General features: G+C 68.9%; 26 protein-coding genes. 15 read left to right on the forward strand and 11 right to left on the reverse strand.

Translation table 11 applies throughout. The features are described from left to right. Positions 1-105 precede the first annotated feature (105 nt). From coxB to H0I76_RS01870, 9 genes are all read left to right on the forward strand, one after another. Positions 106-969: a cytochrome c oxidase subunit II gene (coxB, locus tag H0I76_RS01830; RefSeq protein WP_234455046.1), complete on the forward strand. Its 864-nt coding sequence runs from the start codon at positions 106-108 to the stop codon at positions 967-969. Positions 970-1,067: 98 nt separating this feature from the next. Beyond that, positions 1,068-2,027: a heme o synthase gene (locus H0I76_RS01835; protein ID WP_200606236.1), complete on the forward strand. Its 960-nt coding sequence runs from the start codon at positions 1,068-1,070 to the stop codon at positions 2,025-2,027. A 14-nt stretch (positions 2,028-2,041) separates the two neighbouring features. After that, the gene (locus tag H0I76_RS01840) at positions 2,042-2,182 is read left to right on the forward strand and encodes a hypothetical protein (RefSeq protein WP_200606244.1); all 141 of its coding nucleotides are present in this window, start codon (positions 2,042-2,044) and stop codon (positions 2,180-2,182) included. A gap of 16 nt (positions 2,183-2,198) precedes the next feature. Then, the gene (locus H0I76_RS01845; protein ID WP_200606246.1) at positions 2,199-2,810 is read left to right on the forward strand and encodes a cytochrome c oxidase assembly protein; all 612 of its coding nucleotides are present in this window, start codon (positions 2,199-2,201) and stop codon (positions 2,808-2,810) included. A gap of 22 nt (positions 2,811-2,832) precedes the next feature. After that, a complete protein-coding gene (locus H0I76_RS01850; RefSeq protein WP_200606247.1) occupies positions 2,833-3,648 on the forward strand; it encodes a cytochrome c oxidase subunit 3 in 816 nt (271 codons plus the stop codon). A 77-nt stretch (positions 3,649-3,725) separates the two neighbouring features. Next, positions 3,726-4,451 carry an SURF1 family protein gene (locus H0I76_RS01855; protein ID WP_200606250.1) on the forward strand — a complete coding sequence of 242 codons (726 nt, stop codon included), beginning with the start codon at positions 3,726-3,728 and terminating at the stop codon, positions 4,449-4,451. 91 nt (positions 4,452-4,542) lie between these two features. Then, entirely contained in the window at positions 4,543-5,934 is a 1,392-nt protein-coding gene (thrC, locus tag H0I76_RS01860) for a threonine synthase (RefSeq protein ID WP_200606252.1), read from the forward strand. Then, a complete protein-coding gene (locus H0I76_RS01865; RefSeq protein ID WP_200606253.1) occupies positions 5,931-7,193 on the forward strand; it encodes a M16 family metallopeptidase in 1,263 nt (420 codons plus the stop codon). Before thrC ends, H0I76_RS01865 begins: the two co-directional genes overlap by 4 nt. A 5-nt stretch (positions 7,194-7,198) precedes the next feature. Continuing rightward, complete coding sequence (locus H0I76_RS01870) at positions 7,199-7,798, forward strand: GNAT family N-acetyltransferase (RefSeq protein WP_200606254.1); 600 nt, start codon at positions 7,199-7,201, stop codon at positions 7,796-7,798. Positions 7,799-7,829: 31 nt separating this feature from the next. On the opposite strand, the gene H0I76_RS01875 is transcribed toward H0I76_RS01870, so the two are convergent. Beyond that, positions 7,830-8,450, reverse strand: coding sequence for a YqgE/AlgH family protein (locus H0I76_RS01875; protein ID WP_234455047.1), 621 nt, complete (start codon positions 8,448-8,450; stop codon positions 7,830-7,832). Between the two features lie 121 nt (positions 8,451-8,571). Between H0I76_RS01875 and H0I76_RS01880 the strand changes: the two genes are divergently transcribed. Then, complete coding sequence (locus H0I76_RS01880) at positions 8,572-9,417, forward strand: protein-disulfide reductase DsbD domain-containing protein (RefSeq protein ID WP_200606255.1); 846 nt, start codon at positions 8,572-8,574, stop codon at positions 9,415-9,417. Between the two features lie 93 nt (positions 9,418-9,510). On the opposite strand, the gene rpoH is transcribed toward H0I76_RS01880, so the two are convergent. Together rpoH and H0I76_RS01890 are read right to left on the reverse strand one after the other, a co-directional pair. Continuing rightward, positions 9,511-10,416, reverse strand: a complete 906-nt coding sequence (gene rpoH, locus H0I76_RS01885) for an RNA polymerase sigma factor RpoH (RefSeq protein WP_200606256.1) — start codon at positions 10,414-10,416, stop codon at positions 9,511-9,513. Positions 10,417-10,502: 86 nt separating this feature from the next. Beyond that, positions 10,503-11,600 (reverse strand): RluA family pseudouridine synthase, encoded by a 1,098-nt coding sequence (locus H0I76_RS01890; protein ID WP_200606257.1) that lies wholly within the window; start codon positions 11,598-11,600, stop codon positions 10,503-10,505. Between H0I76_RS01890 and H0I76_RS01895 the strand changes: the two genes are divergently transcribed. Next, positions 11,599-11,943, forward strand: coding sequence for a DUF6476 family protein (locus H0I76_RS01895; RefSeq protein ID WP_200606258.1), 345 nt, complete (start codon positions 11,599-11,601; stop codon positions 11,941-11,943). The two genes, H0I76_RS01890 and H0I76_RS01895, sit on opposite strands and share 2 nt — an antisense overlap. Before the next feature lie 41 nt (positions 11,944-11,984). Here H0I76_RS01895 and H0I76_RS01900 read toward each other — a convergent pair whose 3' ends face one another. Then, entirely contained in the window at positions 11,985-12,968 is a 984-nt protein-coding gene (locus H0I76_RS01900; RefSeq protein WP_234455048.1) for a P1 family peptidase, read from the reverse strand. Positions 12,969-13,097: 129 nt separating this feature from the next. On the opposite strand from H0I76_RS01900, the gene H0I76_RS01905 reads away from it, so the two are divergent. Continuing rightward, a complete protein-coding gene (locus tag H0I76_RS01905) occupies positions 13,098-14,174 on the forward strand; it encodes a CaiB/BaiF CoA transferase family protein (RefSeq protein WP_200606259.1) in 1,077 nt (358 codons plus the stop codon). A gap of 4 nt (positions 14,175-14,178) precedes the next feature. On the opposite strand, the gene H0I76_RS01910 is transcribed toward H0I76_RS01905, so the two are convergent. Beyond that, complete coding sequence (locus tag H0I76_RS01910) at positions 14,179-14,964, reverse strand: 3-hydroxybutyrate dehydrogenase (RefSeq protein ID WP_200606261.1); 786 nt, start codon at positions 14,962-14,964, stop codon at positions 14,179-14,181. A 557-nt stretch (positions 14,965-15,521) separates the two neighbouring features. Here H0I76_RS01910 and H0I76_RS01915 point away from each other — a divergent pair. Both H0I76_RS01915 and recQ read left to right on the forward strand, forming a co-directional pair. Next, complete coding sequence (locus H0I76_RS01915; protein WP_234455049.1) at positions 15,522-17,075, forward strand: extracellular solute-binding protein; 1,554 nt, start codon at positions 15,522-15,524, stop codon at positions 17,073-17,075. Then, positions 17,072-18,889 carry a DNA helicase RecQ gene (recQ, locus tag H0I76_RS01920; RefSeq protein ID WP_200606265.1) on the forward strand — a complete coding sequence of 606 codons (1,818 nt, stop codon included), beginning with the start codon at positions 17,072-17,074 and terminating at the stop codon, positions 18,887-18,889. Before H0I76_RS01915 ends, recQ begins: the two co-directional genes overlap by 4 nt. A gap of 1 nt (position 18,890) precedes the next feature. Here the strand turns inward: recQ and H0I76_RS01925 are convergent, their stop codons facing one another. Then, the gene (locus H0I76_RS01925; RefSeq protein WP_200606267.1) at positions 18,891-19,541 is read right to left on the reverse strand and encodes a hypothetical protein; all 651 of its coding nucleotides are present in this window, start codon (positions 19,539-19,541) and stop codon (positions 18,891-18,893) included. Positions 19,542-19,621: 80 nt separating this feature from the next. Here H0I76_RS01925 and H0I76_RS01930 point away from each other — a divergent pair, with 80 nt between their 5' ends. Beyond that, entirely contained in the window at positions 19,622-20,992 is a 1,371-nt protein-coding gene (locus H0I76_RS01930) for an SLC5/6 family protein (RefSeq protein ID WP_200606268.1), read from the forward strand. 29 nt (positions 20,993-21,021) lie between these two features. Here H0I76_RS01930 and H0I76_RS01935 read toward each other — a convergent pair whose 3' ends face one another. From H0I76_RS01935 to H0I76_RS01955, 5 genes are all read right to left on the reverse strand, one after another. Then, positions 21,022-21,726, reverse strand: coding sequence for a DUF502 domain-containing protein (locus H0I76_RS01935; protein WP_234455050.1), 705 nt, complete (start codon positions 21,724-21,726; stop codon positions 21,022-21,024). 152 nt (positions 21,727-21,878) lie between these two features. After that, a complete protein-coding gene (locus tag H0I76_RS01940; RefSeq protein ID WP_200606272.1) occupies positions 21,879-22,826 on the reverse strand; it encodes a 2-hydroxyacid dehydrogenase in 948 nt (315 codons plus the stop codon). Between the two features lie 13 nt (positions 22,827-22,839). Then, positions 22,840-23,988, reverse strand: a complete 1,149-nt coding sequence (gene rodA / locus H0I76_RS01945) for a rod shape-determining protein RodA (protein ID WP_234455051.1) — start codon at positions 23,986-23,988, stop codon at positions 22,840-22,842. Next, positions 23,985-25,958, reverse strand: a complete 1,974-nt coding sequence (gene mrdA / locus H0I76_RS01950) for a penicillin-binding protein 2 (protein WP_200606280.1) — start codon at positions 25,956-25,958, stop codon at positions 23,985-23,987. The genes rodA and mrdA overlap by 4 nt, the downstream gene beginning before the upstream one ends. A gap of 3 nt (positions 25,959-25,961) precedes the next feature. Next, a complete protein-coding gene (locus H0I76_RS01955; RefSeq protein ID WP_200606282.1) occupies positions 25,962-26,513 on the reverse strand; it encodes a hypothetical protein in 552 nt (183 codons plus the stop codon).

A 26,513-nucleotide genomic window follows, 5' to 3' on the forward strand; every position in this document is an offset into this window, starting at 1 on the left:
TGGTGATAGAGGCACAACGGCAAGGTACGGGAGCTTGAGCGGCACACCCGCGGCCCTAGCTTTGCCCTGAGAACTGGGCATCTCGACGGGGAAGGCATGATGCAGATGGCAAGGATCTCCGCGTTCGCTATGTCGGCGCTGATGACAGCGTCCGCGGGGCTGGCGCAGGCGCAGGAAATCGTGACGGGCAAGCCGGTGCCGCTGGGAACCGGATTCCAGGTCGCCGCGACGCCGGTGGCGGAAGACATCCACTGGCTCGACGACATGCTTCTGGTGATCATCACCCTGATCGTGCTGTTCGTCCTGGGCCTGCTGGTCGCCGTGGTGATGAAGTACAACGCCAAGGCCAATCCCAACCCCGAGCGCTTCACCCACAACGCCGTGCTCGAGGTGGTGTGGACGGCTATCCCGGTGGTCATCCTCTTCGTCATCGCCGTGCCGTCGCTGAAGCTGCTGTTCAACCAGCTCGACGTGCCCGAGCCCTACCTGACGATCAAGGCGACCGGCAATCAGTGGTTCTGGAGCTACGAGTACCCGGACCAGGACATCAGCATGGATGCCTTCATGATCGGCGGCGGCAATGCCCACCTGACCGACGAGATCCGCGCCGAGCTGGCCGATGCGGGCTACACCGACGACGAGTTCCTGCTGGCGACCGATACCCGTCTGGTCGTGCCGGTGAACCAGAACGTGCACGTGCTGGTGACCGGCTCGGACGTGATCCATGCGTGGGCGGTGCCGGCCTTCGGCGTGAAGATCGACGCCGTCCCCGGGCGCACCAACGAGACCTGGTTCCGCGCCGAGCAGCTCGGCACATTCTTCGGCCAGTGCTCGGAGCTGTGCGGCAAGGACCACTCGTACATGCCGATCGTGGTCGAGGTCGTGAGCCAGGAGGACTACGACGCCTGGGTGCTCGAGCAGACCGCGGCGCGCGACGGCGCGACCAAGGTCGCCAACGCCGCGAACTGAACCGATGCCGGGCCGCGCGCCGCTGAGCGCGATGGCCCGGCGCCGAGCGCGCCCCATGCGGGGGCGCCGTGACCGATCCGCCGAGAGATGGTGACTGCGTGACCGACATCGCTCCCGATCTCACCGCACGCGCCGGGGCCGCCGAGCCGGGCTTTGGGGACTATGTGCGCCTGCTCAAGCCGCGCGTCATGTCGCTCGTGGTCTTCACGGCGCTGGCCGGGATGCTGGCCGCGCCCTCGGTCGTCCATCCCGTCGAGGCCTTCGCCGCGCTGGTCTGCATCGCGGTCGGCGCGGGCGCCTCGGGTGCGCTGAACATGTGGTATGACGCCGACATCGACGCCGAGATGGCGCGCACCAAGGGCCGCCCCGTGCCCACGGGGCAGGTCGAGCCCGGCGAGGCGCTGGCCCTGGGGCTTGGATTGTCGATCCTGTCGGTGACGATGCTGGGCCTGTTCGCCAATCCTTTGGCGGCGGCGCTGCTGGCCTTCACGATCTTCTTCTACGCCGTGATCTACACGATGTGGCTCAAGCGCGCGACGCCGCAGAACATCGTGATCGGCGGCGCGGCGGGCGCGTTCCCGCCGATGATCGCCTGGGCGGCGGTGACGGGCGAGGTCACGCTCGCGCCGGTCCTGATGTTCCTGGTGATCTTCCTCTGGACGCCGCCGCATTTCTGGGCGTTGGCCCTGTGGCGGCGCGCGGACTACGCGAAAGTTTCGGTGCCGATGCTGCCGGTGGTGGCCGGCGACGCCGAGACGCGGCGCCAGATCTGGATCTACTCGCTGCTGCTCGCCCCGGTGGCGGTTGCGCCGGCGTTCACGGTGGCTGGCGGGCCGATCTATCTGGCGGTGTCGGTGCTGGCGACGGCCGACTTCCTGCGCCGCGCCTGGACCGTGAGCCGGCGCGATGCTGCCTCGGCCGAGGCCGACCGGTTCCGCGCCGAGAAGAAGCTTTTCGGCGTTTCGATCCTCTATCTCTTCGCGATTTTCGGTGCCTTCATCGCCGATTTTGCCCTGCGCGCCGCGGTCGGGCCCCTTGCCTGGCCAGTGTGGTTCTGAGGGGAGCGGTGGCGATGCGAGAGGACCACGAGCTGCACAGGCGCCGGCGCGGGCGGAACCTTGGGGTGCTTGCGGTGCTTGTTGCCTTCGTGTTCCTCCTCTTCTGGGTGACCGTCGTTAAGATGGGTACCCACGCAGGCAACCCGTGGGGCTGAGATGACGAAGCTCGACATGAGACGAAGCGGAAACGGCGAGAAGCGGCTTTGGAAGAAAGCCGTGCCGCTGGTCGGCGTGGTGTTCGGCATGCTTGGCATGGCCTATGCCGCCGTGCCGTTCTACGACTGGTTCTGCCGCGTGACGGGCTTTGCCGGCACGACGCAGGTGGCGGCGGCAGGCACCGACGTCGAGGTGCTGGACCAGACGGTCACGGTGCGCTTCGACGGCTCGACCAATCGCGGCATGCCGTGGGAGTTTCGGCCCGCGACGCCGCCGATGGAAATCAGGATCGGCGAGACCGGGCTGGCCTTCTACGAGGCGCACAACCCGACCGACCACCCGATCACCGGGACCGCGACGTTCAACGTGACGCCGTTCGCGGCCGGCGCGTATTTCACCAAGATCGACTGCTTCTGCTTCACCGAGCAGACGCTTCAGCCCGGCGAGCGGGTCATGATGCCGGTGACGTTCTACGTCGACCCCGACATCTTGCAGGACCCCGAGACCGACCGCGTGCACACGATCACGCTGTCCTACACCTTCTACGAGACAGAGACCGAGCCCGAGCAGCAGGCCCGGCTCGACACGGAACCGGGTGGCGCCGCCGCGTCCGCCGGGCGGAACTGACGGCGCATTGGAGGGAGAGGCCATGGCCCACGAGAAAAACCACGACTACCATATCCTGCCGCCAAGCCCCTGGCCCTTCATGGGCGCGGTCGGCGCGTTCACCATGCTGGCCGGCATGGTCGTGTTCATGAAGGGCGGCACGCCCGCCATCGCGCTCCTCGGCCTCGCCGTCGTCCTCTACACGATGTATGTCTGGTGGCGCGACGTCATCGCCGAGGCCAATGCCGGCGACCACACTCCGGTCGTGCGTATCGGCCTGCGCTACGGGATGATCCTGTTCATCATCTCGGAGGTGATGTTCTTCTCGGCGTGGTTCTGGTCGTTCTTCAAGCACGCGATCTTCCCGATGACGGGCGATTTCGGCACCATCGCGACCGCCGACGCCCCCGACGGCGTCTGGCCGCCCGTGGGGATCGTGACCTTCGACCCGTGGCACCTGCCGCTGATCAACACGCTGATCCTGCTGCTGTCGGGCACCACGGTGACCTGGGCACACCATGCGCTGCTCGAGGGCAAGCGGCCCGCGCTGATCTATGGCCTGCTGGCGACCGTCCTGCTCGGCGCGCTCTTCACGATGTTCCAAGCCTACGAGTACAGCCACGCGGCCTTCAGCTTCAGCGGTAACATCTACGGCGCGAACTTCTTCATGGCGACGGGCTTCCACGGCTTCCACGTCGTCGTCGGGACGATCTTCCTCTTCGTCTGCCTGATGCGCGCCCGGGCCGGGGCTTTCACGCCCGAGCAGCATGTCGGCTTCGAGGCGGCCGCCTGGTACTGGCACTTCGTCGACGTCGTCTGGCTGTTCCTCTTCGCCTGCGTCTACATCTGGGGCGGCTGAGCCTCAGCGCGGGACATGGACCTGGCCGCCGCCCGCACCCCGGGCGGCGGTTTCGTTTTGGAGACGGAGCGTTGCGCATGACCCGAAGCCACCGCGGCATATTCGCCCCGATCGTGATCGGCGTGAGCGGGGTCGCGATTCTCATCGGTCTTTGCGTCTGGCAGATCCAGCGGATGACCTGGAAGGAGGCGCTGATCGACACGCTCGAGGCGCGGCTCTCGAGCGAACCGGTGGCGCTGCCCGCGGGACCGGACGCAGCTGACGAGTTTCTGCGCGTGCGGATCACGGGGCGATTCGACGACGCGCCCGGCGGCCATGGCTTCGCCGACGCGCCCTTCCTGACGACGCGCGAGCGCGAGCCCGGCTACCGGATCATCCAGCCTTTCGCGACCAGCGACGGGCGGCACGTGATGGTGGACCGGGGTTTCCTGCCGGCATCGCTCAAGAACGAGGATGGCCGCGCCGTGCGGCCCACGCCCGCGCCGGCCGAGGATCTGACGCTGACGGGTGCGCTGCGCTTTCCCGACGAGACCGCGGACCCGCCCTTCGGCGCCCGCGACAACGTCTGGGTCGCGCGCGATCTGGCGGCCATGGCGCGAATCTTCGGGACCGAGCCCGTTCTGGTCGTGTCGGAGACGCCGACGGCGGTGGGCGGGGCGTGGCCGCAGCCCATGCCTCTGACAGTGGATCTGCCGAACAGCCACCTCAACTACGCCATCACCTGGGGATCGCTGGCGCTGGTCTGGGCGGTGATGGCGGGCGTCTGGCTGAGGCGTGAGCTGGCGGCCTCGAAAGACGGGTGAAACGCGACGCCGTACGCCGCATCCGGCATGGACATTGTCCCCCCTCGCGCGCTGCTGTATGACGCGCGACAGGAACGAGGGGAGCCATCCGATGCGTTACATTTCGACCCGAGGCCAGGCGCCGGCGCTCGATTTCGAGGCGGCGATGCTGACCGGCCTTGCGCGCGACGGGGGGCTCTACGTCCCCGAGCAGGTGCCGCACATGGCGCCCGCCGAGATCGCGGCGCTGGCGGGGCTGAGCTACGAGGAAGTGGCGTTCCGGGTCATGCGCCCGTTCATCGGTGACTGCTTCACCGACAGCGCCTTCCGCGAGATCATCGCGCGGGCCTATGCCAGCTTTCCGCACCCGGCCCGCTGCCCGCTGGTCCAGATCGGCCCGAACGACTGGATCATGGAGCTGCATCACGGCCCGACGCTGGCTTTCAAGGACGTGGCCATGCAGCTCATCGGCCAGATGTTCCAGGCGGTTCTGGGGCGGCGCGGCGAGCGGGTGACCATCGTCGGCGCGACCAGCGGTGACACGGGCTCGGCGGCGATCGAGGCGTTCCGCGGGCTCGATACCGTGGACGTGGTGATCCTCTACCCGCATGGCCGGGTGTCCGAGGTGCAGCGCCGCCAGATGACCACCCCGGTCGAGGGCAACGTGCACGCACTGGCCGTGGAAGGCACTTTCGACGACTGCCAGGCGCTTGTGAAGGCGATGTTCAACGACTTCGCCTTCCGCGACGAGGTGGGGCTGGCGGCCGTCAACTCGATCAACTGGGCGCGAGTGCTCGCGCAGGCGGTCTACTACTTCACCGCCGCGGTCAGCCTGGGCGCGCCCGGACGACGGGTCAGCTTCTCGGTGCCGACGGGCAATTTCGGCGATATCTTCGCGGGCCACATCGCGCGCCGCATGGGATTGCCGGTCGATACGCTTGTGATTGCCACCAACGAGAATGATATCCTGCACCGGACGCTGGAGAGCGGCGTCTACGAAAGCCGCGGCGTGGTTGCGACGATCGCGCCGTCTATGGACATTCAGGTGAGCTCGAATTTCGAGCGGCTCCTGTTCGAGTTGTATGGCGAGGATGGTGCGTCGGTGACGGCGGCGATGGACGAGTTGAAGGCGACGGGACGCTTCGCGCTGCCGCAGGGCGCGGTGGCGCAGCTGCGCGAGGGGTTTGCCTCGGCGCGCTCGGACAAGGACACGACGATGGCGCTGATCGCGCGCATGCATCGCGACACGGGCCTTGTGCTGGACCCGCACACCGCCATCGGCGTGGTGGCGGCCGATCGAGCGCGCGGCGAGGCCGAGGTTCCGATGGTCACGCTGGGTACCGCCCATGCCGCCAAGTTCCCCGATGCCGTCGAAGCCGCCTGCGGTGTGCGCCCGGCGCTGCCCGCGCGGATGGCCGATCTCTACGAGCGGCCCGAGCGTGTGAGCGTCGTGCCCAACGATCTCGAGCGGATCGAGGCCGTGGTCCGGGAGCGTCGCCAATGACGATCGAGATCTCGCGCCTCTCGAACGGGTTTCGCGTCGCCACCGAGGTGATGCCGGGCTTCGGCTCGGCCAGCATCGGCATCTGGATCGACGCCGGAACCCGTCACGAGCGCGCGGACCAGAACGGTATCGCCCACTTCCTCGAGCACATGGCGTTCAAGGGGACGGCGCGGCGCTCTGCGCTCGACATCGCCGAGGCGATCGAGGACGTGGGCGGGTATCTCAACGCCTATACCTCGCGCGAGCGCACCGCCTATTACGCCCGGGTTCTGCCGGGCGACGTGCCGCTGGCCCTGGACATCCTTGCCGACATCCTGCGCGAGCCGAAGCTGGCCGAGGCCGACATCGAGCTCGAGCGCGGGGTGGTGCTGCAGGAGATCGGGCAGGCGCTGGACACCCCCGACGACATCATCTTCGACTGGCTGCAGGAGGTCGCATTCCCCGAGCAGGCGATGGGCCGCTCGATCCTGGGGCCCGCGTCCGAGGTCAGACGGTTCGGAAGGGCCGACCTGGCGGGCTTCATCGCCGAGCACTACCGGCCCGAGCGGATGATCCTGGCGGCGGCCGGCGCCGTCGATCACGCCGCGATCCTGCGCCTGGCCGAGGGCCTGTTCGGCGACATGACCCCCGGGGCCGAGCCGCTGCCCGAGCCCGCCGCCTTCCGCGGCGGCGAGCGGCGGGTGAAAAAGAACCTCGAGCAAGCGCATTTCGCGCTGGCGCTGTCGTCGCCAAGCTATCGCGACGAGCGCTATTACGCCGCACAGATCGCCGCGACGGCGCTGGGGGGCGGCATGTCCTCGCGCCTGTTCCAGGAGGCGCGCGAGAAGCGCGGCCTTTGCTACACGATCTTTGCTCAGTGTGCGGGCTGGGCGGATTCGGGAATGCTGACCGTCTATGCCGGAAGCGGTGCCGAGGCGATCGGCGGGCTGGTGGACCTGACGGTGGACGAGCTGCACCGCGCGATCGAGGACCTCTCGGCGGCCGAGGTGGCGCGCGCCCGTGCGCAGACCCGCGCGGGGCTGGTGATGGGGCTGGAAAGCGCCTCGGCCCGGGCCGAGCGGCTGGCCACGCAGGTATCGATCTGGGGCCGGGCGATCCCGGTCGACGAGACCGTCGCCCGCGTCGAGCGTGTCGATGTCGCCGCGGCGCGTGCCGCTGTCGCGGATTTCACTCATTCGGCAGCGCCCGCGGTGGCACTTTACGGTCCCGTGTCGGGTGCGCGGCCTGCGGCCGAGCTGGCGCGGCGCCTCGCCGCCTGAGGCCGATGTTTCTGCGTCGCCCCCGCAACAGGCTGCCCGAGATCGAGACCGCGCGGCTGCTGCTGCGCGCGCCGCAGATGGTCGACTATCCGGAATGGGCGCAGCTGCGGCGCCAGAGCCGGGGGTTCCTGCAGCCATGGGAGCCGGCCTGGGCCCGCGACCACCTCAGCTCGCGCTCGTTCCGAAACCGCGTGATCTGGGCCGAGCGCGCGATCAAGCAGGGCGACGCGCTGCCGCTGTTCCTGATCCGAACCGAGGACGGCGCGGTTCTGGGCGGGCTCACGCTTTCGAACATCCGGCGCGAGCCGGCGCAGGCGGGGACGCTCGGCTACTGGATCGGCGAGCAATTCGCGCGTGCGGGCTACATGACCGAAGCGCTGGGCGCCTTGCGCGAGCATGCCTTCGCGGAGATGGATCTCTCGCGCCTGGAGGCCGCCTGCCTGCCCGACAACGCGGCGTCTCGGCGGCTGCTGGAGCGCTGCCAGTTCAAGTATGAGGGCGTGGCGCAGGCTTATCTGCAGATCGACGGGCGGTGGCGCAACCACGTCCTCTATGCATCGCTGCGGTCCGATCGGCGGGGCAGGGTGGACGACATGGCGCGGTGAACGCGCCCCGTCGTCCGGATCCGGGCTGGCCTCAGGCCGAGCCGCCGGGCGACACCAGCATCGAGGCGCTGATGCCGAGCTTGGCCAGCGCGCGTTCCCATTTCGGAGCCTGCTCGTCGCCGAACAGGAGCTCGCGGTCGGCGTTGCAGGTCAGCCAGCCATTGTTGCGCAGCTCGTCCTCGAGCTGGCCCGGTGCCCAGCCGGCATAGCCGAGCGCCACGATCGCGTCGCGCGGGCCATGCCCCGCGCCCATGGCATGCAGGATGTCGAGCGTCGCGGTCATCGAGATCTCCTCGTCGACCTGCATCGTTGCCTCGGGGCTTTCGTAGTCGGAGGAATGCAGGACAAAACCCCTGCCGGGCTCGACCGGGCCGCCATAGCGCACGTGGACGGCGCGCAGCGCGGCCCCGATCGGGATCTCGAGCGTCCCGAAAAGATCCGAGAGCGTCAGCTCACCCGCTTCGCGATTGATGACGATGCCCATCGCCCCCTCGGCCGAATGGGCGCAGAGATAGACGAGGCTGCGCTCGAACCGGGGGTCGCGCATCGAGGGCATGGCGATCAGGATCTGGCCGTCAAGAAACTGAGCCACCCCCGGATCGTGCCCGGGGCCGCCTTCCATGCCGCCATCGTTCTCGCGTGTCTGGCTCATCCCTCAAATGTGGACCCGCATCTGGGCAAGGGCAAGGCGGCATGGGGGCGCGTGGACCAGGCACACGCGTAATAACGCAGATGCTATGTTCATTTCATGCCCCCGCGACTATTTAGGAGGCATGAAAGCGATACTCGACTGGACCACCGCCTTTGGCATCCTCGCGACCGCGCTGGTGGCGGCGTTGCCTGCCCGCACGGTGCAGGCGCAAGCCCTCGTGTCGAGCGGAGAATCCTTCCTCCGTGCCGACCTTGCCGTCGGCCCGCGGAGCGCGTCCGGCGTGCGCGAGGCGGGGCTCGTCCTGAACATGTCGAAGGGGTGGAAGACCTATTGGCGCAATCCGGGCGAGGCCGGCATCCCGCCCTCGTTCGACTGGGCGGGGTCGACCAACATCGCGGATATCGAGATCGACTGGCCGCGACCGCTGAGCTTCGAGAGCTTCGGGATGCGCACGCTGGGATATGCACGCGAGGTCGTGCTGCCGCTGCGCATCCATCCGGTAGACCCGTTGGCGCCCATCGGCCTGGACCTGAAGCTTGCCCTCGGGGTGTGCTCGGATATCTGCGTGCTCGAGGAGACGCGCGTCGTGCGCGACATCCCTGTCGCCGAGGTTGGCGACGGCGCGGCGCTGATCGCGGCGGCACGGGCCGCCGTTCCGGGGCCCGGCGAGGGGCAGGGGCTTGTCTCGGCGGTTTGCCGGCTGACCGGCGCGGGCGCTGATCGTGCCTTCGAGGCGCGGCTGACGTTCGTGCAGGCATTGCCGGATCCGGTCGTGGTCCTCGAAGGACCCGCCGACAGCTGGTTCCACGGAACCGAGATCGCCGCGCAGGGGGCCGAGATCGAAGTCCATGCCAAGTTGTCGCTGGGCGACCCGTCAGCGTGGGTCGGGCGTGGCAATCTGCGCATCAGCGTCTTTGCCGGCGACGTCGCGGCCGACATCAGGGGTTGCACCGCACCGGCCGGCTGACCGGCTCGAGGATCAGGATGAAGAAGGCCCCGGCGTTGCGCGCCAGGGCCTTGTTCGGTTCGGTCTGTCCGCTGATAAAGCGGGGCGGCGAGCTCAGTCGGCGGCGGGGACAAGGCCCTTGCTCGTCGCCAGTTCGCGCATGCGCTTTTGCAGCTTCTCGAAGGCGCGCACCTCGATCTGACGGATGCGTTCGCGGCTCACATCGTAGACCTTGGAGAGGTCTTCAAGGGTGACCGGCTCGTCCTTCAGCCGACGCTCGGTCAGGATATGGCGCTCGCGCTCGTTCAGAGCCTCGAGCGCCTCCATCAGGAGCTCGCGGCGGGCGTCCATCTCCTGCGTCTCGGCATACTGCGCCGCCTGGTCGGCGTCCTCGTCGGCCAGCCAGTCCTGCCATTCGGTGGTGCCCTCGCCGTCACCCTTGATCGAGGTGTTGAGCGAGCTGTCGCCACCGCCCGAGAGGCGGCGGTTCATCGAGATGACCTCGTCCTCGGACACGCCAAGGTCGGTCGCGATCTTCTTCACATGCTCGGGCCGCATGTCGCCCTCTTCCAGGGCGCCGATCTTGCCCTTCGCCTTGCGAAGGTTGAAGAAAAGCTTCTTCTGCGCCGCGGTGGTGCCGAGCTTCACCATCGACCACGACCGCAGGATGTATTCCTGGATCGAGGCGCGGATCCACCACATCGCATAGGTGGCGAGCCGGAAGCCCTTGTCCGGGTCGAAGCGCTTTACCGCCTGCATCAGCCCGACATTCGCCTCGGACACGACCTCGGCCGTGGGTAGCCCATAGCCGCGATAGCCCATCGCGATCTTCGCCGCGAGGCGCAGATGCGAGGTGACGAGCTTGTGCGCGGCCTCGCGGTCGCCGTGATCGACCCAGGCCTTGGCCAGCATGAATTCCTCGTCCGGGTCCAGCATGGGGAACTTGCGGATCTCGGCAAGATACCGGCTCATTCCCTGTTCCGGCGAGGGCGCGGGAAGCGCCGAATAGGTGCTGCTCATTGATCCCTCTCTCTCTTGTTCTTGTCCAGGCGCGCGGGGTCTGCGGTCGGCGAGATATAATATCCCCGTCCCGCGTGCCTATCCTATCAACGCGCGTGTGACGGATTCCGGCGCAAAAGACACAAAAGCGTGTTCATGTCCGAAGGAATCGGGCTCTCGAAGTCAAGATATGCGCCCGTAACCGGGTGTTGGAAGCCAAGCCGCGTCGCGTGAAGCGCCTGACGTGGAAACGCTGCAAGCGCGGCACGGGTTCCCTCGTCGACTCGGTCGGGCGAAAGCCGCCTCGGCCGGCCATACACCGGATCGCCGACCAGAGGGTGGCCAATATGCGCGGCGTGGACGCGGATCTGGTGGGTGCGCCCGGTCTCGAGCCGGAAGGTCGCGAGGCTGGCGAAGGGCGGCGCGCCGAAGCCCTCGTCCAGCCTGAGCCGCGTCACCGCGTGGCGGCCGCCCGAACGCGCGACCGCCATGCGCTTGCGGTCGACCGGGTGGCGGGCAAGGGCTGCCTCGACTCGGATCCAGCCATCCTCGAAGCTCACGCCCGGAAGCCCCGCAAGGCGCGGCTCGGCCCGGTCAGGCATGCCCCAGAGGATCGCGCGGTATTCGCGCTCGATGTCGTGGGTGGCGAACAGCGCGGCCAGGCCGGCCATGGCCGCCTCGGTCTTGGCAGCGACCAGGAGGCCGGAGGTGTCCTTGTCGATGCGATGCACGATGCCGGGCCGCCGCTCGCCGCCGATCCCCGCGAGACTGCCGCCGCAATGGGCGAGCAGCGCATTGACCAGCGTGCCGCGCTCGGCCCCCGGTGCGGGGTGGACCACCATGCCGGCGGGCTTGTCGATGACGATCAGGTCCGCGTCCTCGTGGACCACGACCAGCGGAATGTCCTCGGGCTCGGGCCGGGCGGGCGCCGGTTCGGGCAGGGTGACGCGGTAGATCGCGCCCGCCTTGACTTTCGCGCGCGGCGCGGTGACGGTCGCGCCGCTCGGGTCGGTCACGCGTCCGGCCGCGATCGCGTCCGCAAGCCGCGAGCGCGACAGCCCCGCGATGCCGGCGGCAGCCTCGGCCAGGGCCTTGTCCAGGCGCAGGCCATCGGCGTCGTCCGGGATGGTAAGGTCGTGGATCTGCCCGCCCGTGCCGGATGCTTCGGCCGGTACCGGCAGATCGTCGTCGAGAGGATCGTCCATGTCCGATGCCCGCCGCTACGACCCCGAGGAGGAACTGCCCGAGCCCGCGCCTGTGCGGCGCCTGAGGCTGATGGTCAGCGCCCTGATCTTCGTTCTCATCGCTGGGGTGGTAACGGTTGCCGCGACGCTTGTCATCCGGCTTGGCGCGCTGGGACCCGCTGCGGCGCCACCGATCGCGGCCGAGCGGCTGGTGCTGCCGGCGGGCGAGATGATCGTGGCGATGGGGCAGGGCGGCGGCCGCGTCCTGATCGCGACCCGCGACGCCGAGGGCGTCGAACGCCTGCGCGCCTTCGACGCTGCCAGCGGGGCGCAAAGCTCGATCACGCTGATCGAGCGCGAGTGAAGGGTTTGGGTCCGGAAGAGCACGACTGACGCGCGAACGCCTCAACCCGGGAGGTTACGCCAGGCGGGCAGCCCCGCGAGCGGCTCGGCCTCGACCACGCCGCGCGTGATGGCGCGCGCTACGCAGTCAGCCGCCAGCATACCAAGCCGCGAGAGCGCGGCAAGGTCGCCTGGCGGCCCTGCGCTGCCGGTCGCGAGCACGAACACCGTGTCCCCGTCGAGCGGCGCGTGAACGGGGCGGATCGCGCGGGCGAAGCCGTCATGGGCCATCGTGGCAATGCGGCCCGCCTCGGCCCGCGTGAGGCGCGCGTCGGTCGCCACCACCGCGAGCGTCGTGTTCGCGCGCGCCCCGCCCGAGAAAGCGTGCTCGAGCGTGGAAGGTGCGCCGGAGGGCGGGGTGACACCGCCCCATTCGCCTGCCTGCTCGAGCCACCAGGCCCAGGGCGCGCGCGTGCCCGGCATGACGACCGATCCGAGCGGATTTGCCACGGCCAATGCGCCCACCGTCACGCCATCCGCCACGAACGAGGCGGTGCCGAGCCCGCCCTTCAACCCACCAGCCCTGGCGCCAAGGCCCGCCCCGGCATTTCCGAGCGCGAAATCGGCAGCCGCGGCTTCGGCCGCGGCGCGGCCGAGGCGCCACCATGGCGGCGTCTCCCAGCTCTTCGGGCCGCCGGTCGCCAGATCGAAGATGATCGCGCCCGGCACGATTGGGACCCGCGCGTCGCCCACGGCAAAGCCGCGCGCCTGGCTGCGCAGCCAGTCCATCACGCCGCCGGCGGCATCGAGCCCATAGGCCGAGCCGCCCGAAAGCGCGATGCCATGCACGACCTCGACCGTGCCGAGCGGGCCGAGCGCGTCGCTCTCACGCGTGCCGGGGCCGCCGCCGCGCACGTCGATGGCGGCAACGGCTGGCGTTGCGGGGATGACCGCCGTGACGCCGGTGAGAAGGGTGCGGTCTTCGGCGTTGCCGACGGCGAGGCCGGCAACATCAGTGATCGAGTTCCGCGGTCCCGGCCGGATCATCCGTGCCCCCATCCTGCTCTTGCGCGCCAAGCCTATACGCGCGGCCAGCGGGCGCAACAGGGGCTGGCGCTTGCAAGCGCGGATGCACGCCGACACTCTGGTTGAAAATCACGAGGGGGGGCGAGCGCCATGGCAGCACCGCTGGCGGGCAACCGCATCATCGAGTTCGAAGGCATCGGGCCGGCACCCTATGCCGGGATGCTGCTGGCCGACATGGGGGCGGACGTGGTCAAGATCGCCCGGCCCTCGGCCGCGCGCGGGCCGCTGATCGAGGACACGGGTGCGGCGGCCATGGACCGGGGCAAGCGCATCGTCACGCTTGATCTGAAGGCCGATGAGGGGCGCGCGGCTGCGCTCTCGCTCGCCGCACGCGCCGACGGGCTGATCGAGGGGCTCAGGCCCGGCGTGATGGAACGTCTGGGCCTGGGGCCTGCCGAGGCGCAGGCGGCGAACCCGCGCCTTTGCTACGTTCGGGTGACCGGCTGGGGGCAGGGCGGCCCGCTGGCTCAGACGGCGGGCCACGACATCAACTACATCGCGCTCACCGGGGCGCTGCACGCGATCGGCGAACCCGAGAGGCCTCCGGTGCCGCCACTCAACCTCGTTGGCGATTTCGGTGGCGGGGGCATGCTGGCCGCGCTGGGCATGCTGGGCGGCCTGATCGAGGCTGCGCGCACCGGACGCGGCCCGGTCGTCGATGCGGCGATGGTCGACGGCGCCGCAAGCCAGATGGCCTTCATCTACGCCTGGACCGCTTCGGGCGTGTGGCGCGACCGCCGCGGCGACAACCTGCTGGACGGGGCCGCGCCGTTCTACCGCTGCTACGCCTGCGCCTGCGGTGGCTATGTCGCGGTGGGCGCGATCGAGCCGCAGTTCTTCCGCGCGATGATGGAGGGGGTCGGGCTCGACCCCGATACCTGGGACCAGGCCGAACGCGCGCGCTGGCCGGAGCTTGCCGAGGCACTGGCCGAGCGGTTCGCGACCCGCGATCGCGACGCCTGGGCCGCGCGCTTCGCCGGCAGCGATGCCTGCGTGACGCCGGTGCTCGCCCTCGGCGAGGCGGCGGCCCACCCCCATATCGCCGATCGCGCGACCATCGGGGGTATCCCGCCAATGCCGGGTCCGGCTCCGCGCTTTGGCGACGTCATCGCCTCGGGCCCGCCGCGCGGGGTCGAGGTCGGCGAGGTCCTGTCGGGCTGGAGCTGACCGCTCAGAGCGCCGTCCAGCCGCCGTCGACCGAGATGGTGGTGCCGGTGATCTGGGCCGCGTCCTCCGAGCACAGGAACGCCACGGTGCCGCCGATCTGGTCGGTCGTCGCGAACTGGCGCGAGGGTTGGCGCGCGAGCATCACCTCGCGGATCACGGTCTCGCGGTCCATGTTGTGGGTCTTCATCTGGTCGGGGATCTGAGCCTCGACCAGCGGGGTCAGGACGTAGCCCGGGCAGATCGCGTTGCAGGTGATGCCCTCGCCGGCGGTCTCGAGCGCCGTGACCTTCGAAAGGCCGACGACGCCATGCTTGGCCGCGACATAGGCCGACTTGAAGGGCGAGGCAGTGAGGCCATGGGCCGAGGCAATGTTGACGATGCGGCCCCAGCCGGCCGCGCGCATCATCGGAAGGGCGGCAGCCGAGGTATGGAAGGCCGAGTTGAGATTGATCGCGATGATCGCGTCCCACTTCTCGGGGGGGAAGTCCTCGATCCGCTCGACATGCTGGATGCCGGCGTTGTTGACCAGGATGTCGACCGAGCCAAAGCGCGCCTTGGCCTTCTCGACCAGCGCGCGGCAGTCATCTCCGCTGGACATGTCGGCGGCGACGTAGGTGACCTCCGAGCCAGTGTCCGTGGCGATCTGGGCGGCGAGCTGGTGGTCTTCCGGCCGGTCGGTGAACGAGTTGATCACGACCTTCGCGCCGCGCTCTGCCAGGACCTGGGCAATCCCCAGCCCGATGCCGGAATTCGATCCGGTGACCACCGCGACCTTGCCGTTGAGCGTCATGTCCATTGCCCCTTTACCTTGGCTCGCCTTCCGGGCCACCCTGCCGGGCGGCCGCTGCTGAGATGCGGCGGCCAGCATAATGTTGCAATGCAAAAATGCGAGAGTGAATTCCCGGGATGACCGAGGCGAGCAGCGCGGCGGGCAGGACGCAGAGCCAAAAAAAAGCGCCCCACGAAGGGGGCGCGTCAGGTGTTGAGGCAGGTTTCATACAGGCAAGAAACCTATCGAGCAGTGAGATCAAGATACGCAAAGTTACCCGTTTCGGCAAGGGGGTTTTCGCGGCAGATTCAGTGACAGTTGTAAGACACGCTGCCATCGCGCTTTTCACGGTTCTTGCCATAACGGTCCAAGCCCCCCGCGCAGGGGCTGGCGAGGGGGAATCCCATGGTATCGCGATGCACGGTGAACCAGAATTATCTCAGGGCTTTACGGCTCTTCCTTACACCAATTTTGAAGCTCGTTCCGGGGGGCGTGCGACCTTCGGAGAGATCGGTGGTTTCGACAGTCTGAACCCGTTCATCCTGAAGGGCCGGGCGCCTTGGGCGGTGTCGCCGCACATGGTCGAGTCGCTCATGGCGCGCAGTTATGACGAACCCTTTACGCTTTATGGGCTGCTTGCCGAGACAATCGAAACGCCGCCGGACCGGTCGTGGGTGGCGTTCACGCTGCGCGAGGGCGCCCGATTCTCCGACGGCAGCGAGGTCACGGTCGAGGACGTGATCTGGTCATTCGAGACGCTGGGGCGCGAGGGGCATCCGCGCTACCGCAATGCATGGGACGCGGTCTCGGATATCCGAAAGACGGGGCCGCGATCGCTGCGCATCGACTTCTCGGAGCCGAACCGCGAACTGCCGCTGATCCTCGGCCTGCGCCCGGTCCTGAAGCGAGAGCAGTGGGAGAATCGCGCCGATGGCCGGGGATTCGCCGAGTCCGGGCTGGAGCCTGTCATCGGCTCGGGGCCCTATGTCATCGCCGATTTCGAGCCTGGCCGCTATATCACCTTCCGTCGCGACCCCGACTGGTGGGGCGCGGACCTCGCGGTGAACCGCGGCCTGAACAATTTCGACGAGATCCGCTACGAGTTCTTCCGCAATGCCGATGCGCTCTGGCAGGCGGTGCAGACCGGAGCGGTGGATTTCTTTGCCGATTCGGACCCGGTCCGCTGGGCTGAGGGGTATGACTTTCCGGCCGCGGCGCAGGGCAAGCTGCGCCGCGCGGAAATCGAGCACGGCCGGCCCACGGGCATGGAGGGCTTCGTGTTCAACACGCGCCGCGCGCCGCTGGACGACCGGCGGGTGCGCGAGGCGCTGGCGCTGGCGTTCGACTGGGAGTGGATGAACGAGCGCCTCTACCGCGGCCAGTTGCGGCGCATCCGGTCCTATTTCGACAACTCGGTTCTGGGGTTCGAGGGGCGTGCGGAGGGGCACGAGCGCGCGATTCTCGAGCCCTTCGCCGCAAGCCTGCCAGAGGGGACGCTCGACGAGGGCTGGCGGCCGCCGGTCTCGGACGGGACCGGCCGCGACCGGCGCAACCTGAGGCGCGCGGCGCGGCTGCTGGACGAGGCGGGATGGACCGTCAGCAACGGCCAACGCCGCGGACCCGGTGGCGAGGCGCTGACGCTCGAGGCGCTCGTCCTGTCGACCGAGGACGAGACGCTGGCAAGCCTCTGGGCGCAGGCGCTGGCGCGGCTGGGCGTGACGTTGAGCGTGCGGCGCGTCGATGCCGCGCAATACCAGCTGCGGCGCCAGGAATATGACTACGACATCGTGACGAACCGGTGGTCGATGTCGCTGAGCCCGGGGACCGAGCAGCGCCTCTATTTCGGCGCCGCGGGGCGCGACGCGCCGGGCACGCGCAACTACATGGGCGTCGCGGACCCCGCGGTCGAGGCCGCAATCGACGCGATGCTTGCCGCCGAGGAAGAGGCCGATTTCCGTGCCGCCGTGCGCGCGCTCGACCGGGTTCTGAGCGCGGGCATCTACGTCGTGCCATTCGGAGTGCTGCCTTCCGACCGGATCGCCCATTCGTCCGCGATGCACCGGCCCGAGCGCGCGCCGCTCTATGGCTGGTGGGGATGGTGGGCGGGGCCCGCGACCTGGTGGCGCGAATGACGGCCGCGGCAGCTGCACCCGGCACGGCTGAATCCGAGGCGCTGGCGCGGGTCTTCGGCTTTCACGGCTACCGGCCGGGCCAGGCCGAGATCGTCGAGGCAATGCTGGCGGGCGACGACGTGCTGGCCATCATGCCGACGGGTGGCGGCAAGTCGCTGTGCTACCAGTTGCCGGCTCTGGTCCGGGGTGGGTTGACCGTGGTGGTCTCGCCGCTCATCGCGCTGATGGAGGACCAGGTCGCGGCGCTGCGGGCGAACGGCGTCACCGCGGCGGCCTTGTCGTCCGCCACCGGCGCCGACGAGCGGGCATGGATCCTGGACGCCGCGCGCGAGGAGCGGCTTCGGCTGCTCTATGTCGCGCCCGAGCGCCTGGCGTCCGGGCGCTTCTGCGACTGGCTCGGCGGCTTGGGCGTCACCCGCCTCGCGGTCGACGAGGCGCATTGCATCAGCCAGTGGGGGCATGATTTCCGGCCCGACTACCTTCGGCTGGGGGATCTCGCGTCGCGGCTGGCCGTGCCGGTTGGCGCCTTCACCGCGACTGCCGACGAGGAGACCCGCGCCGAGATCGTCCGGCGGCTGTTCGACGGGCGTGCGCCCCAGCAGTTCATTCGCGGCTTCGACCGGCCCAACCTGTTCCTCGCCTTCCAGCCCAAGGCGAGCCCCCGTCGCCAGGTGCTGGACTTCGTCACCGCGCGTCGTGGCCAGTCCGGGATCGTCTATTGCGCGACCCGCGACCGGGCCGAGGCGATGGCCGAGGCGCTGCGCGGCGCCGGTTGCCAGGCGCAGGCCTATCACGCGGGGCTGGAGGCCGAGGAGCGCAGCCGGCGGCAGACGCTCTTCACCCGCGGCGACGGCGTGGTGATGGCGGCGACCGTGGCCTTCGGCATGGGTGTCGACAAGCCGGACGTGCGGTTCGTGGTGCAGGCCGACCTGCCGAAATCGATCGAGGCCTATTACCAGGAGATCGGCCGCGCCGGCCGCGACGGGTTGCCGGCGGACACGCTGACGCTTTACGGCGCGGACGACATCCGGCTGGCGCGCGCGCGGATCGACGAGGGCGACGCGCCGCCCGAGCGCAAGCGCGCCGATCATGCGCGGCTTTCGGCCTTGCTGTCGCTGGCAGAGGCGCCGCGCTGCCGCCGCCAGACCCTGCTCGCCTATTTCGGCGAGAGCGATGCCGAACCTTGCGGCAACTGCGACCTGTGCCGCGAGCCGCCCGAGCGGATCGACGGCACCGAGATCGCGCAGATGGCACTGTCGGCCATGCTGCGCACCGGCGAGGGGTTCGGTGCCGGTCATGTCGTCTCGGTCCTGCGCGGCGAGAGCGACGAGCGTATCGAGCGTCTGGGCCACGACCAGATCCGCACCTTCGGAGTCGGCGCAGCCCATGCACGCAGCGACTGGCAGGCCTGGCTCCGCCAGATGCTGGCATTGGGCCTCTGTGGCATCGACGGCAGCCGTGGCGGCGCCTGGAGCGTCACAGACGCGGGCTGGGAGGTGCTCAGGGGCGGACGGACCGTCGAGCTGAGGCGGGAGACGCCGCGCCGGCTTGAACGCAGGCGTGCCGCGGCCGTCGCGCCCGACATGGCGCCCGAGGATGCCGAGCTGCTGGCCGCCCTGAAAGCGCGCCGCGCCGAGATCGCCCGCGCCGCCAATGTGCCGGCCTATGTGGTGTTCTCGGATCGAAGCCTCGTCGAGATGGCGCAGAACCGGCCCGCGACGGCCGAGGCGATGGCGGACGTCCATGGCGTTGGAGCGGCCAAGCTCGAGCGCTATGGCGACACTTTCCTCGAGGTGATCCGAGCGGCCGGCTAGCTCAGAGCACGCAGCCCGTGCGCGCCGCGCGCGCATAGACCACCAGTTCGGGCCGCGCGGCGCGGTCCCCGGCGAGATAATCGTCGATCAGCGCCGATGCCCGCCCAGGCGCGCGGTCATGCCAATGGCCGAGACCGTGGAGCGCGGCTTCCTGGCAGGCGGCATGGGGCAGGGCGAGGATCGCCCCCATCGCCTCGATCATCGCCGCGTCGAGGGCCTCGGCCTCGGCGGGAAAACCGGGGGGGTCGATCCAGATGAGATCGAAGAACATGTAGGCCGTGAGCGCGAGCGGGCCGCCATCCTCGGAACGATGGCCGAGCGACTGCGGACAGCGCGGCGCGATGACCTCGGAGAAGAGGGGGACAAGCCCTGCGGCGATCGCGATACGCGTGTCCTGCGTGACCCCGGGCGCGCCGATGCAGCGGAACATCAGGGGCTCGGACGAATCGAAGATCCAGCGCAGTCCGGCAGCGACCGACAGATCGTCATACGGGGCCATGTGCGCACCGGGCGCGTCGAGCAGCCAGGCCAGGTGATCCGCGAACTCGGCCTCGGTTGCGTGCGGCGGGTCGATGTCCGGCGTGAAGAAATAATCGTCGACCGTGGCCGGGCGCGTGAGGATCGCCATCAGCCACTCGTCATGCGCCTGCATCGTCTCACGCCTCGTTGACTTCGATTTCAGCCGTCCGGCTGGTAACGCTCTGGCCTGCCGCTATTTGCCGGGAGCTTAGCATGACCTTCGATACCGCGCTCGCACTGGGTGCGACGGCGCTTGTGCTGGCCGCCTCGTTCGCCGCGTCGCGCCGCGCGGCAACCCCCGACGGGTTCTTTCGCGGGACCGGCGTCGATGGCCGTGCGCCGGGCCTCGGGACGCTTGTGCTGAGCCAGGTGACGACCTGGATCTTCGCCCGGTCGCTGCTGACCGCGGCCGTGCTGGCGTTTCACTATGGCGTGGCCGGCGCGCTGGCCTACACGGCCTATTATCTGAGCTTTTTTACGGGCGGGCTGGTGATCGACCGGCTGCGCGCGGCCGAAGGGTCCGGCTCGATCCACGAGTTCCTGCGCGCGCGCTTCGGCGCGGCGGGCACCACCTGCTTCAACATCGTCGTCGCGGCGCGTCTGTTGTCCGAGGTCTTCGCGAACCTTCTCGTGGTCGGGCTCGTTTTTGGCGGGACGGGTAGCCTGGGCTACTGGGGCGCGATCACGGCGATCTCGGTGCTCACGCTGGCCTATTCGATGATGGGCGGGCTCTCGGCATCGCTGCGAACGGACGTCGTGCAGATGCTGGTCTTCCTGGGGCTTCTCGCCGCCGTCTGGCTGGCCGTGGCGGCGCTTCCGCAGGTGAATGCCGGCGATCTGGCGACGCCTGCGCGCATCGACCAGGGGCCGGGCTGGGTCCTGCTCGTGGTCGCGCTCCTGCAGGTGATCAGCTATCCGCTGCACGACCCGGTGATGACGGACCGAGGCTTCATCGCCGACCGTGAGACCACGCGGCGAAGCTTCTGGCTGGCGGGGCTCCTCGGCATGGGCTCGATCTTCGCCTTCGCGATGCTGGGGGTTGTGGCGGCCCATCATGCCGGCGGTGCGACCGATTTCCAGCAGGCACTGGCGGGCCTTCTGGGGGCCCCGCTGATGGTGCTCGTCAACCTGGCGCTCATCGTCTCGGCCGTGTCGACGATGGACTCGACGCTGTCGAGCGCGGCCAAGCTCGCGGTCGTCGACATGGGGCTCGCGCGGGCAACGCTGGCGAACGGGCGGGTTGCCATGGCGTCGTGCATGGCCGGTGGGCTCGGGTTTCTCGCGCTGGGTTGGGACGAGCTCTACACCGCGGTCGCGGTCTCGGGGACCGCCTCGATGTTCCTTGCGCCGGTCGCGGTGGTGTCGATCCTCGGCCGGCGCGAGGTGGCGCGCTGGGCCTATTTGGCGGCATTCCTCGCGGCCGTGGCGGGCGCGGCGGCTTACGGGGTCGAGAGCGAGGGCGGCATGCGGATCGTGGGCGATCTGACGGGGCTCGAGCACAAGTACTCGAAGCTGCTGGCGATCTGCGTGGCGGTGCTGGCCGTCGGCTTCGGCGCCTTCGCTCTGGGATTGAAGAGGCGCTGAGCCCCCGGCCGTGCGATGTGCGGGCGGCGTCAGCTCTTCTTGTCGTTGCTCATGTCGGCGCCCGCGACGCGGGCGAGCTGTTCCTTGCGGCGCGCGATGCGGGCCTGCTCGGCTGCCACCTCCTCGTGCGAGGGCGGGCTCACGAGACCGGCCGAGATGATCAGCTTGGCTGCCTCCTCGATCGTCATGTCGAGAAGAACGACATCGCTCTTCGGCACAAAGAGCAGGAAGCCCGAGGTCGGGTTGGGCGTGGTCGGCAGGAATACCGACACCATCTCGCCCGAGTTCGAGCGCTTGAGGATCTCGCCCTTCGTGTCCGTCGAGATGAACGCGATCGCCCAGAGGCCCCTGCGGGGATACTCGATCAGGCAGGCCTGGCGGAAGGACGTCTTGGACTGGCTCAGCACCGTCTCGACGAGCTGCTTGAGCGCGTTGTAGATCGACCGGACGATGGGCATTCGGTCGACGAAATCCTCGCCCAGCCGGATCAGCTGCTTGCCGAAGACCTTCTTGGCGAAGTAGCCGACGACCGTGGTGAAGATCAGGAAGACGATCAGCCCGTAGCCGGGGATGTCTGCGTCGATATAGGTGCGGGGGTTGTAGGGGGCCGGGACAAGGGGCAGGACCTGGCCGTCGACGAAGGTGATGAACGCCCAGGTCAGATAGAGCGTCACGACCACCGGGACCACGACGATCAGGCCGGTGAGGAAATTCGCCCTCAGGCGATGTCCCATCGAAACGCGGCGCCGCCGGGAGGTCCGGATCTTGCGTCCACCGTTTCCGTTTCCATTGGCCATCGCCTGCCGCTCCCCGTCACTCGCGCCAAAGACTTAGTGGCATGGCGCGCGCTCCGCAATGGCGCTCGCATGGGCGGCGGCAGGGGGGCTCAGTAACCCAGCGCGCGGTCGACGACGTTGGTGAAGGGCTCGCCCCGTTCGCCCCGCGCGATCTGGCGCACAAGCGATTCCGAGGCCGTCTCGGGCCGTGTCGCCGACGCGATATGCGGGGTGACCGTCACCCGCGGGTGGCCCCAGTACCGATGGCCCGCGGGCAAGGGCTCGATATCGAACACATCCATGGTGGCATGGCGCAGGCGGCCGGCATCGAGCGCCGCGAGCAGGGCGTCGTGGTCGATCAGCGGGCCGCGACCCGCGTTCACGATGCAGGCGCCTTGCGGCAGCATGGCGATGCGGTGCGCGTCGAGGAGCCGGGTGGTGTCCGGCGTGAGCGGGAGAAGAAGGACGAGGATCTCGGCCTCGGCAAGAACACGTTCAAGGCCCTCTTCGCCGGCAAGGCAGCGCACACCCGGGACGCTCTTTTCGCTGCGCGACCAGCCGCTGACGCGGAAATCGTTGGCCGCAAGCCGCTCGGCGCAGGCGGTGCCGAGGGTGCCGAGGCCGAGCACGCCGACATGCCGATCGCGAGCCAGCGGCGGGTAGCCGACGCCCCACTCACCGGCGAAGTTGCCCTCGATATACTGATCGATATCTAGGTGATGGCGCATCACGTGGCCGACGACATAGTCGATCATGCCGAGCGTCAGCCCGTCCTCGACCATGCGCACGAGTGGCACGTCAGCGGGCAGGGGCAGCTTGAGGATGTTCTCGACGCCCGCCCAGAGGCTCAGGATCGCCTTGAGGTTCGTGAAGGGCGCGAAGTCGCTCACCGGGCCGCTGCCGGCAAAGACCAGGTAGTCGACCTCGGCGGGATCGACCTCGGCGAGATCCATGCACAGGCGGATCTCGACGCCCGCCTCGCGGGCTGCGCGGGCGATGTGGCGCTCGTAGGCAGCGCGGTCTGCGGGCTTGCCCGCGTAGAGGACGAGAGGGGCCATCGAGCGGACCTCGTTACTTGCGGTGAATGTGTGCGGACTGGATCAGGCCGAAGGCGATGAGCAGGACCATCATCGCAGATCCGCCATAGCTGACCAGCGGCAAGGGCACGCCCACGACGGGGACGAGGCCCATCACCATCGCCATGTTGATGGCCCAGAAGAAGAAGAAGGTCGCCGCCAGGCCGCCGGTGATCAGTGAACCGAAGCGGTCGCGGTTGCGCGCCATCGACACGAAGCAGAAGGCCATGACAAGGACGTAGAGCCCGAGAAGCGAGGCGGAACCGACGAAGCCGAACTCCTCGCTCAGCGTGGTGAAGATGAAATCGGTGTGCTTCTCGGGCAGGAAGTTGAGGCGCGACTGCGTCCCCTGCATGAACCCGCGGCCCGAGAACCCGCCGGACCCCATCGCGATCTTGGACTGGGTGATGTGATACCCCGCGCCGAGCGGGTCCTGCTCGGGGTCGAGGAAGGTCAGGATCCGGCGGTATTGGTAGTCCTTGAGCAACTGCCACTCGGTCCCGCGTGAGGCCATGACGACCCAGACCGCGCCGCCCGCCGCCGCCGCCGCGAAAATGAAGTACCAAAGCGAGACGCCGGCGAGAAAGAGCACCACCGCGCCGCTCATCGCGATCATCAGCGCGGTGCCGAGATCGGGCTGCTTGAGGACCAGCACCATCGGCAGGAGGATCATGATCAGGGGCGGCACGAGCCAGAGCGGATGACTCACCAGGTCCTGCGAGAGCCATGTGTAGTAGCGCGCGAGCGCCAGCACGATCGCGATCTTCATCAGCTCGGACGGCTGCAGCTGGATGGGCCCCAGCGCGATCCATCGGGTCGCACCCATTCCCGTCTCGCCCGCGATCTCGACCGCGACGAGGAGGCCGAGAGCGACCAGGTAGGCCAGCGGCGAGGCCCATTTCCAGAAGCGGATGTCGATCATGGCCACGATCAGCATGATCACGAGACCAGCGCCGAAACGCGTCATCTGCCGGCCCGACCACGGGTCGAGGTCGCCCCCGGCGACCGAGTAGAGCATCAGGAAGCCTACACCCGCGATGGCGCCGATCAGCAGGACCAGCGCCCAGTCGAGCCGTAACAGCCGCCCGATGAGCGTGAGGCGCCCCGCATTGCGGCGGGCGCGGGCTTCGGCGACCGGCATCATGTCGGCATCCGCGAGGTGCCAGTGGCGGGGGCGTCCGCCGGCGGCTCGGCAGTCGGGCGCTCGGGCCTCTGGTCGGCCGGATAGGCGGTCAGCGGTGGCTCGGGCCCATAGAGCGCATGCATCAGGATATCGCGTGCGACCGGGGCGGCCGCGGCCGAGCCGCCGCCGCCATGCTCGACGACGACCGCGATCGCGTATTTCGGGCGGTCCGACGGGGCGTAGGCGGTGAAGAGAGCATGGTCACGCCGCGCCCAGGGAAGGTCCTCGTTGCGGAAGACGCCCCGCGCACGCTCGGCGGCGGTGATGTTGCGGACCTGGCTGGTGCCCGTCTTCCCGGCGATCAGCGCCGCATCATCGACGATGCGTGAGCGCCATGCGGTACCGCGACGGCTGTTGACGACACTGTGCATGCCATCGCGGACCACCCGAAGCTGCGCCTCGCTCAGCCCCAGGGGCGGTGCCTCCTGCTCGGGGATCGGCACGCCGTCGCGCGTGCGCACGAGGCGCGGCGCGATGATCCGGCCGGTCGCGATGCGCGATGTCATGATCGCCAGCTGGAGCGGTGTCGTGAGGACGAAGCCCTGGCCGATGCCGGTATTGAGGGTGTCGCCGGCCTGCCAGCCCTGCTTCTTGGCGGCTCGCTTCCAGTCGCGCGTGGGAATGAGCCCCGACTTGATCGAGGGCAGTGGCAGATCATGTTCGACGCCCAGGCCCAGCCGGTTGGCCATCGCGGCGATGCGGTCGATGCCGACCCTCCTCGCGACATCGTAGTAATAGACGTCGCAGGACTGCTCGAGCGACTCGCGCATGTCGACATGGCCATGCCCGCCGCGGCGCCAGCAGTGGAAGCGCCGATTGCCCAGTTGGTAGCCGCCGTTGCAGAAGACGGTGTCGCCAGGCCCCATGATGCCGGCTTCGAGCGCGGCCAGTGCCACCACCATCTTGAATGTCGAGCCCGGCGGATACATGCCCGAGGCCCATTTGTTATGCAGGGGCCGGTGGTCGTTCTGGATCAGCGCCGCATAGTCGGATTGCGAGATGCCCTGAACGAAGAGATTGGGCTCGAAGGTCGGGTTGGATGCGAGGGCGAGCAGATCCCCGTTGGTCGCATCCATCACGACGACCGCCGCGCTCTCGCTGCCCAGCCGCTCGTGGCAGTAGCGCTGAAGACCGAGATCGAGCGTCAGCTGGAGGTCCTTTCCGCCGGCACCCTCGACACGGTCGATCTCGCGGATGACGCGCCCGACCGCGTTGACCTCGATCCGCCGCGTGCCGGCTGAGCCGCGCAGCTCCCTCTCGGCGGCGCGCTCGATTCCGTCCTTGCCGATCTGGAACTCGGGCACCTGAAGGATCGGATCCTGGTCGTCGGGGTTCTCGAGATCGCGCTCGGTCACGCGCCCGACATAGCCGACGACATGGGCGGTCTGGGGGCCGTGCGGATAGTGGCGCGAGAGGCCGACCTCCGGCAGCACGCCGGGCAGGGCGGGCGCGTTGGCGTTGACCGCCGCGAAGCTCTCCCAGTCGAGGAAATCGGCGATCGGGACCGGCACGAATGCTGGCTTCGTGCGGAACTCCTTGAGGATACGCCGCATCTCGTGGTCCGGGATGTCGATGATCCGGGCCAGGCGGTCGAGCATCTCCTCGGGGTCGCCGGCCTGCTCGCGAACCATCACGATGCGGTAGTTCTGCCGGTTCACGGCGAGCGGCACGCCATTGCGGTCGAAGATCTCGGCACGGGCAGGCGCGATGAGGCGAATGTTGATCCGGTTTTCCTCGGCCAGCAGGCGATAATGCTCGGTCTCGACGATCTGGAGCTGGCGCATCCGCCAGGCGAGCGCGCCCGCGACCAGAAACTGCGCGCCCAGGAGTATCGCGCCGCGGCGCGTCGTGGAACGCGCGGGCGCGTTGTCGTCGGCAACGGGCTGCTGAAAGCGGCGTGGACCTGTCGTGGCTTTGCGGAAAAGCGGCATCGGTCAGGCCTCGCCCTTGAAACCGACCCGGCCCGGCGCCGGCACACGACGCCAGCCGATGCCGAACACCCAGCGGACGGTCGCCACGACGGGCACGTAGGCCAGCATCGTTGCGACCCATTGGCGGCCGAGATCGAAGAGGTAGGGGGGCTGGACGAAGGTGATGAAGAGCGCCAGCCACTGCATGGCCAGGATACCGAGAAAGACCACGCTCACGAGGCTCCACTCGGTCAACAGCGAGCGCCGCGCCATCGCGACCGAGCGCATGCGCAGTGCCTCGATGCCGAGCACCAGGGCGAGGGCACCCATTCCCACCGGCAGATCCGTCAGCAGATCGCGCATCAGGCCCAGCGTCAGAACGATGAGGAGCGGTGCGGAAGCCGGCCGCCGAACCGCGATCGCGGCGGTGACGCAGAACAGAAGATCGGGCGAGGGGGTCGCTTGAGCGCCCACCCCGATCGGCGCCGCCTCGACGAAGATCGCAAGCGTGCCGAGGCTGGCGAGCAGCGCCATCCGAAGAAGCCGAGCACCCGACGGGAGCGTGGAAAGCCGCAT

The organism is Thermohalobaculum xanthum (assembly GCF_016623495.1).
GTDB lineage: Bacteria > Pseudomonadota > Alphaproteobacteria > Rhodobacterales > Rhodobacteraceae > Thermohalobaculum > Thermohalobaculum xanthum.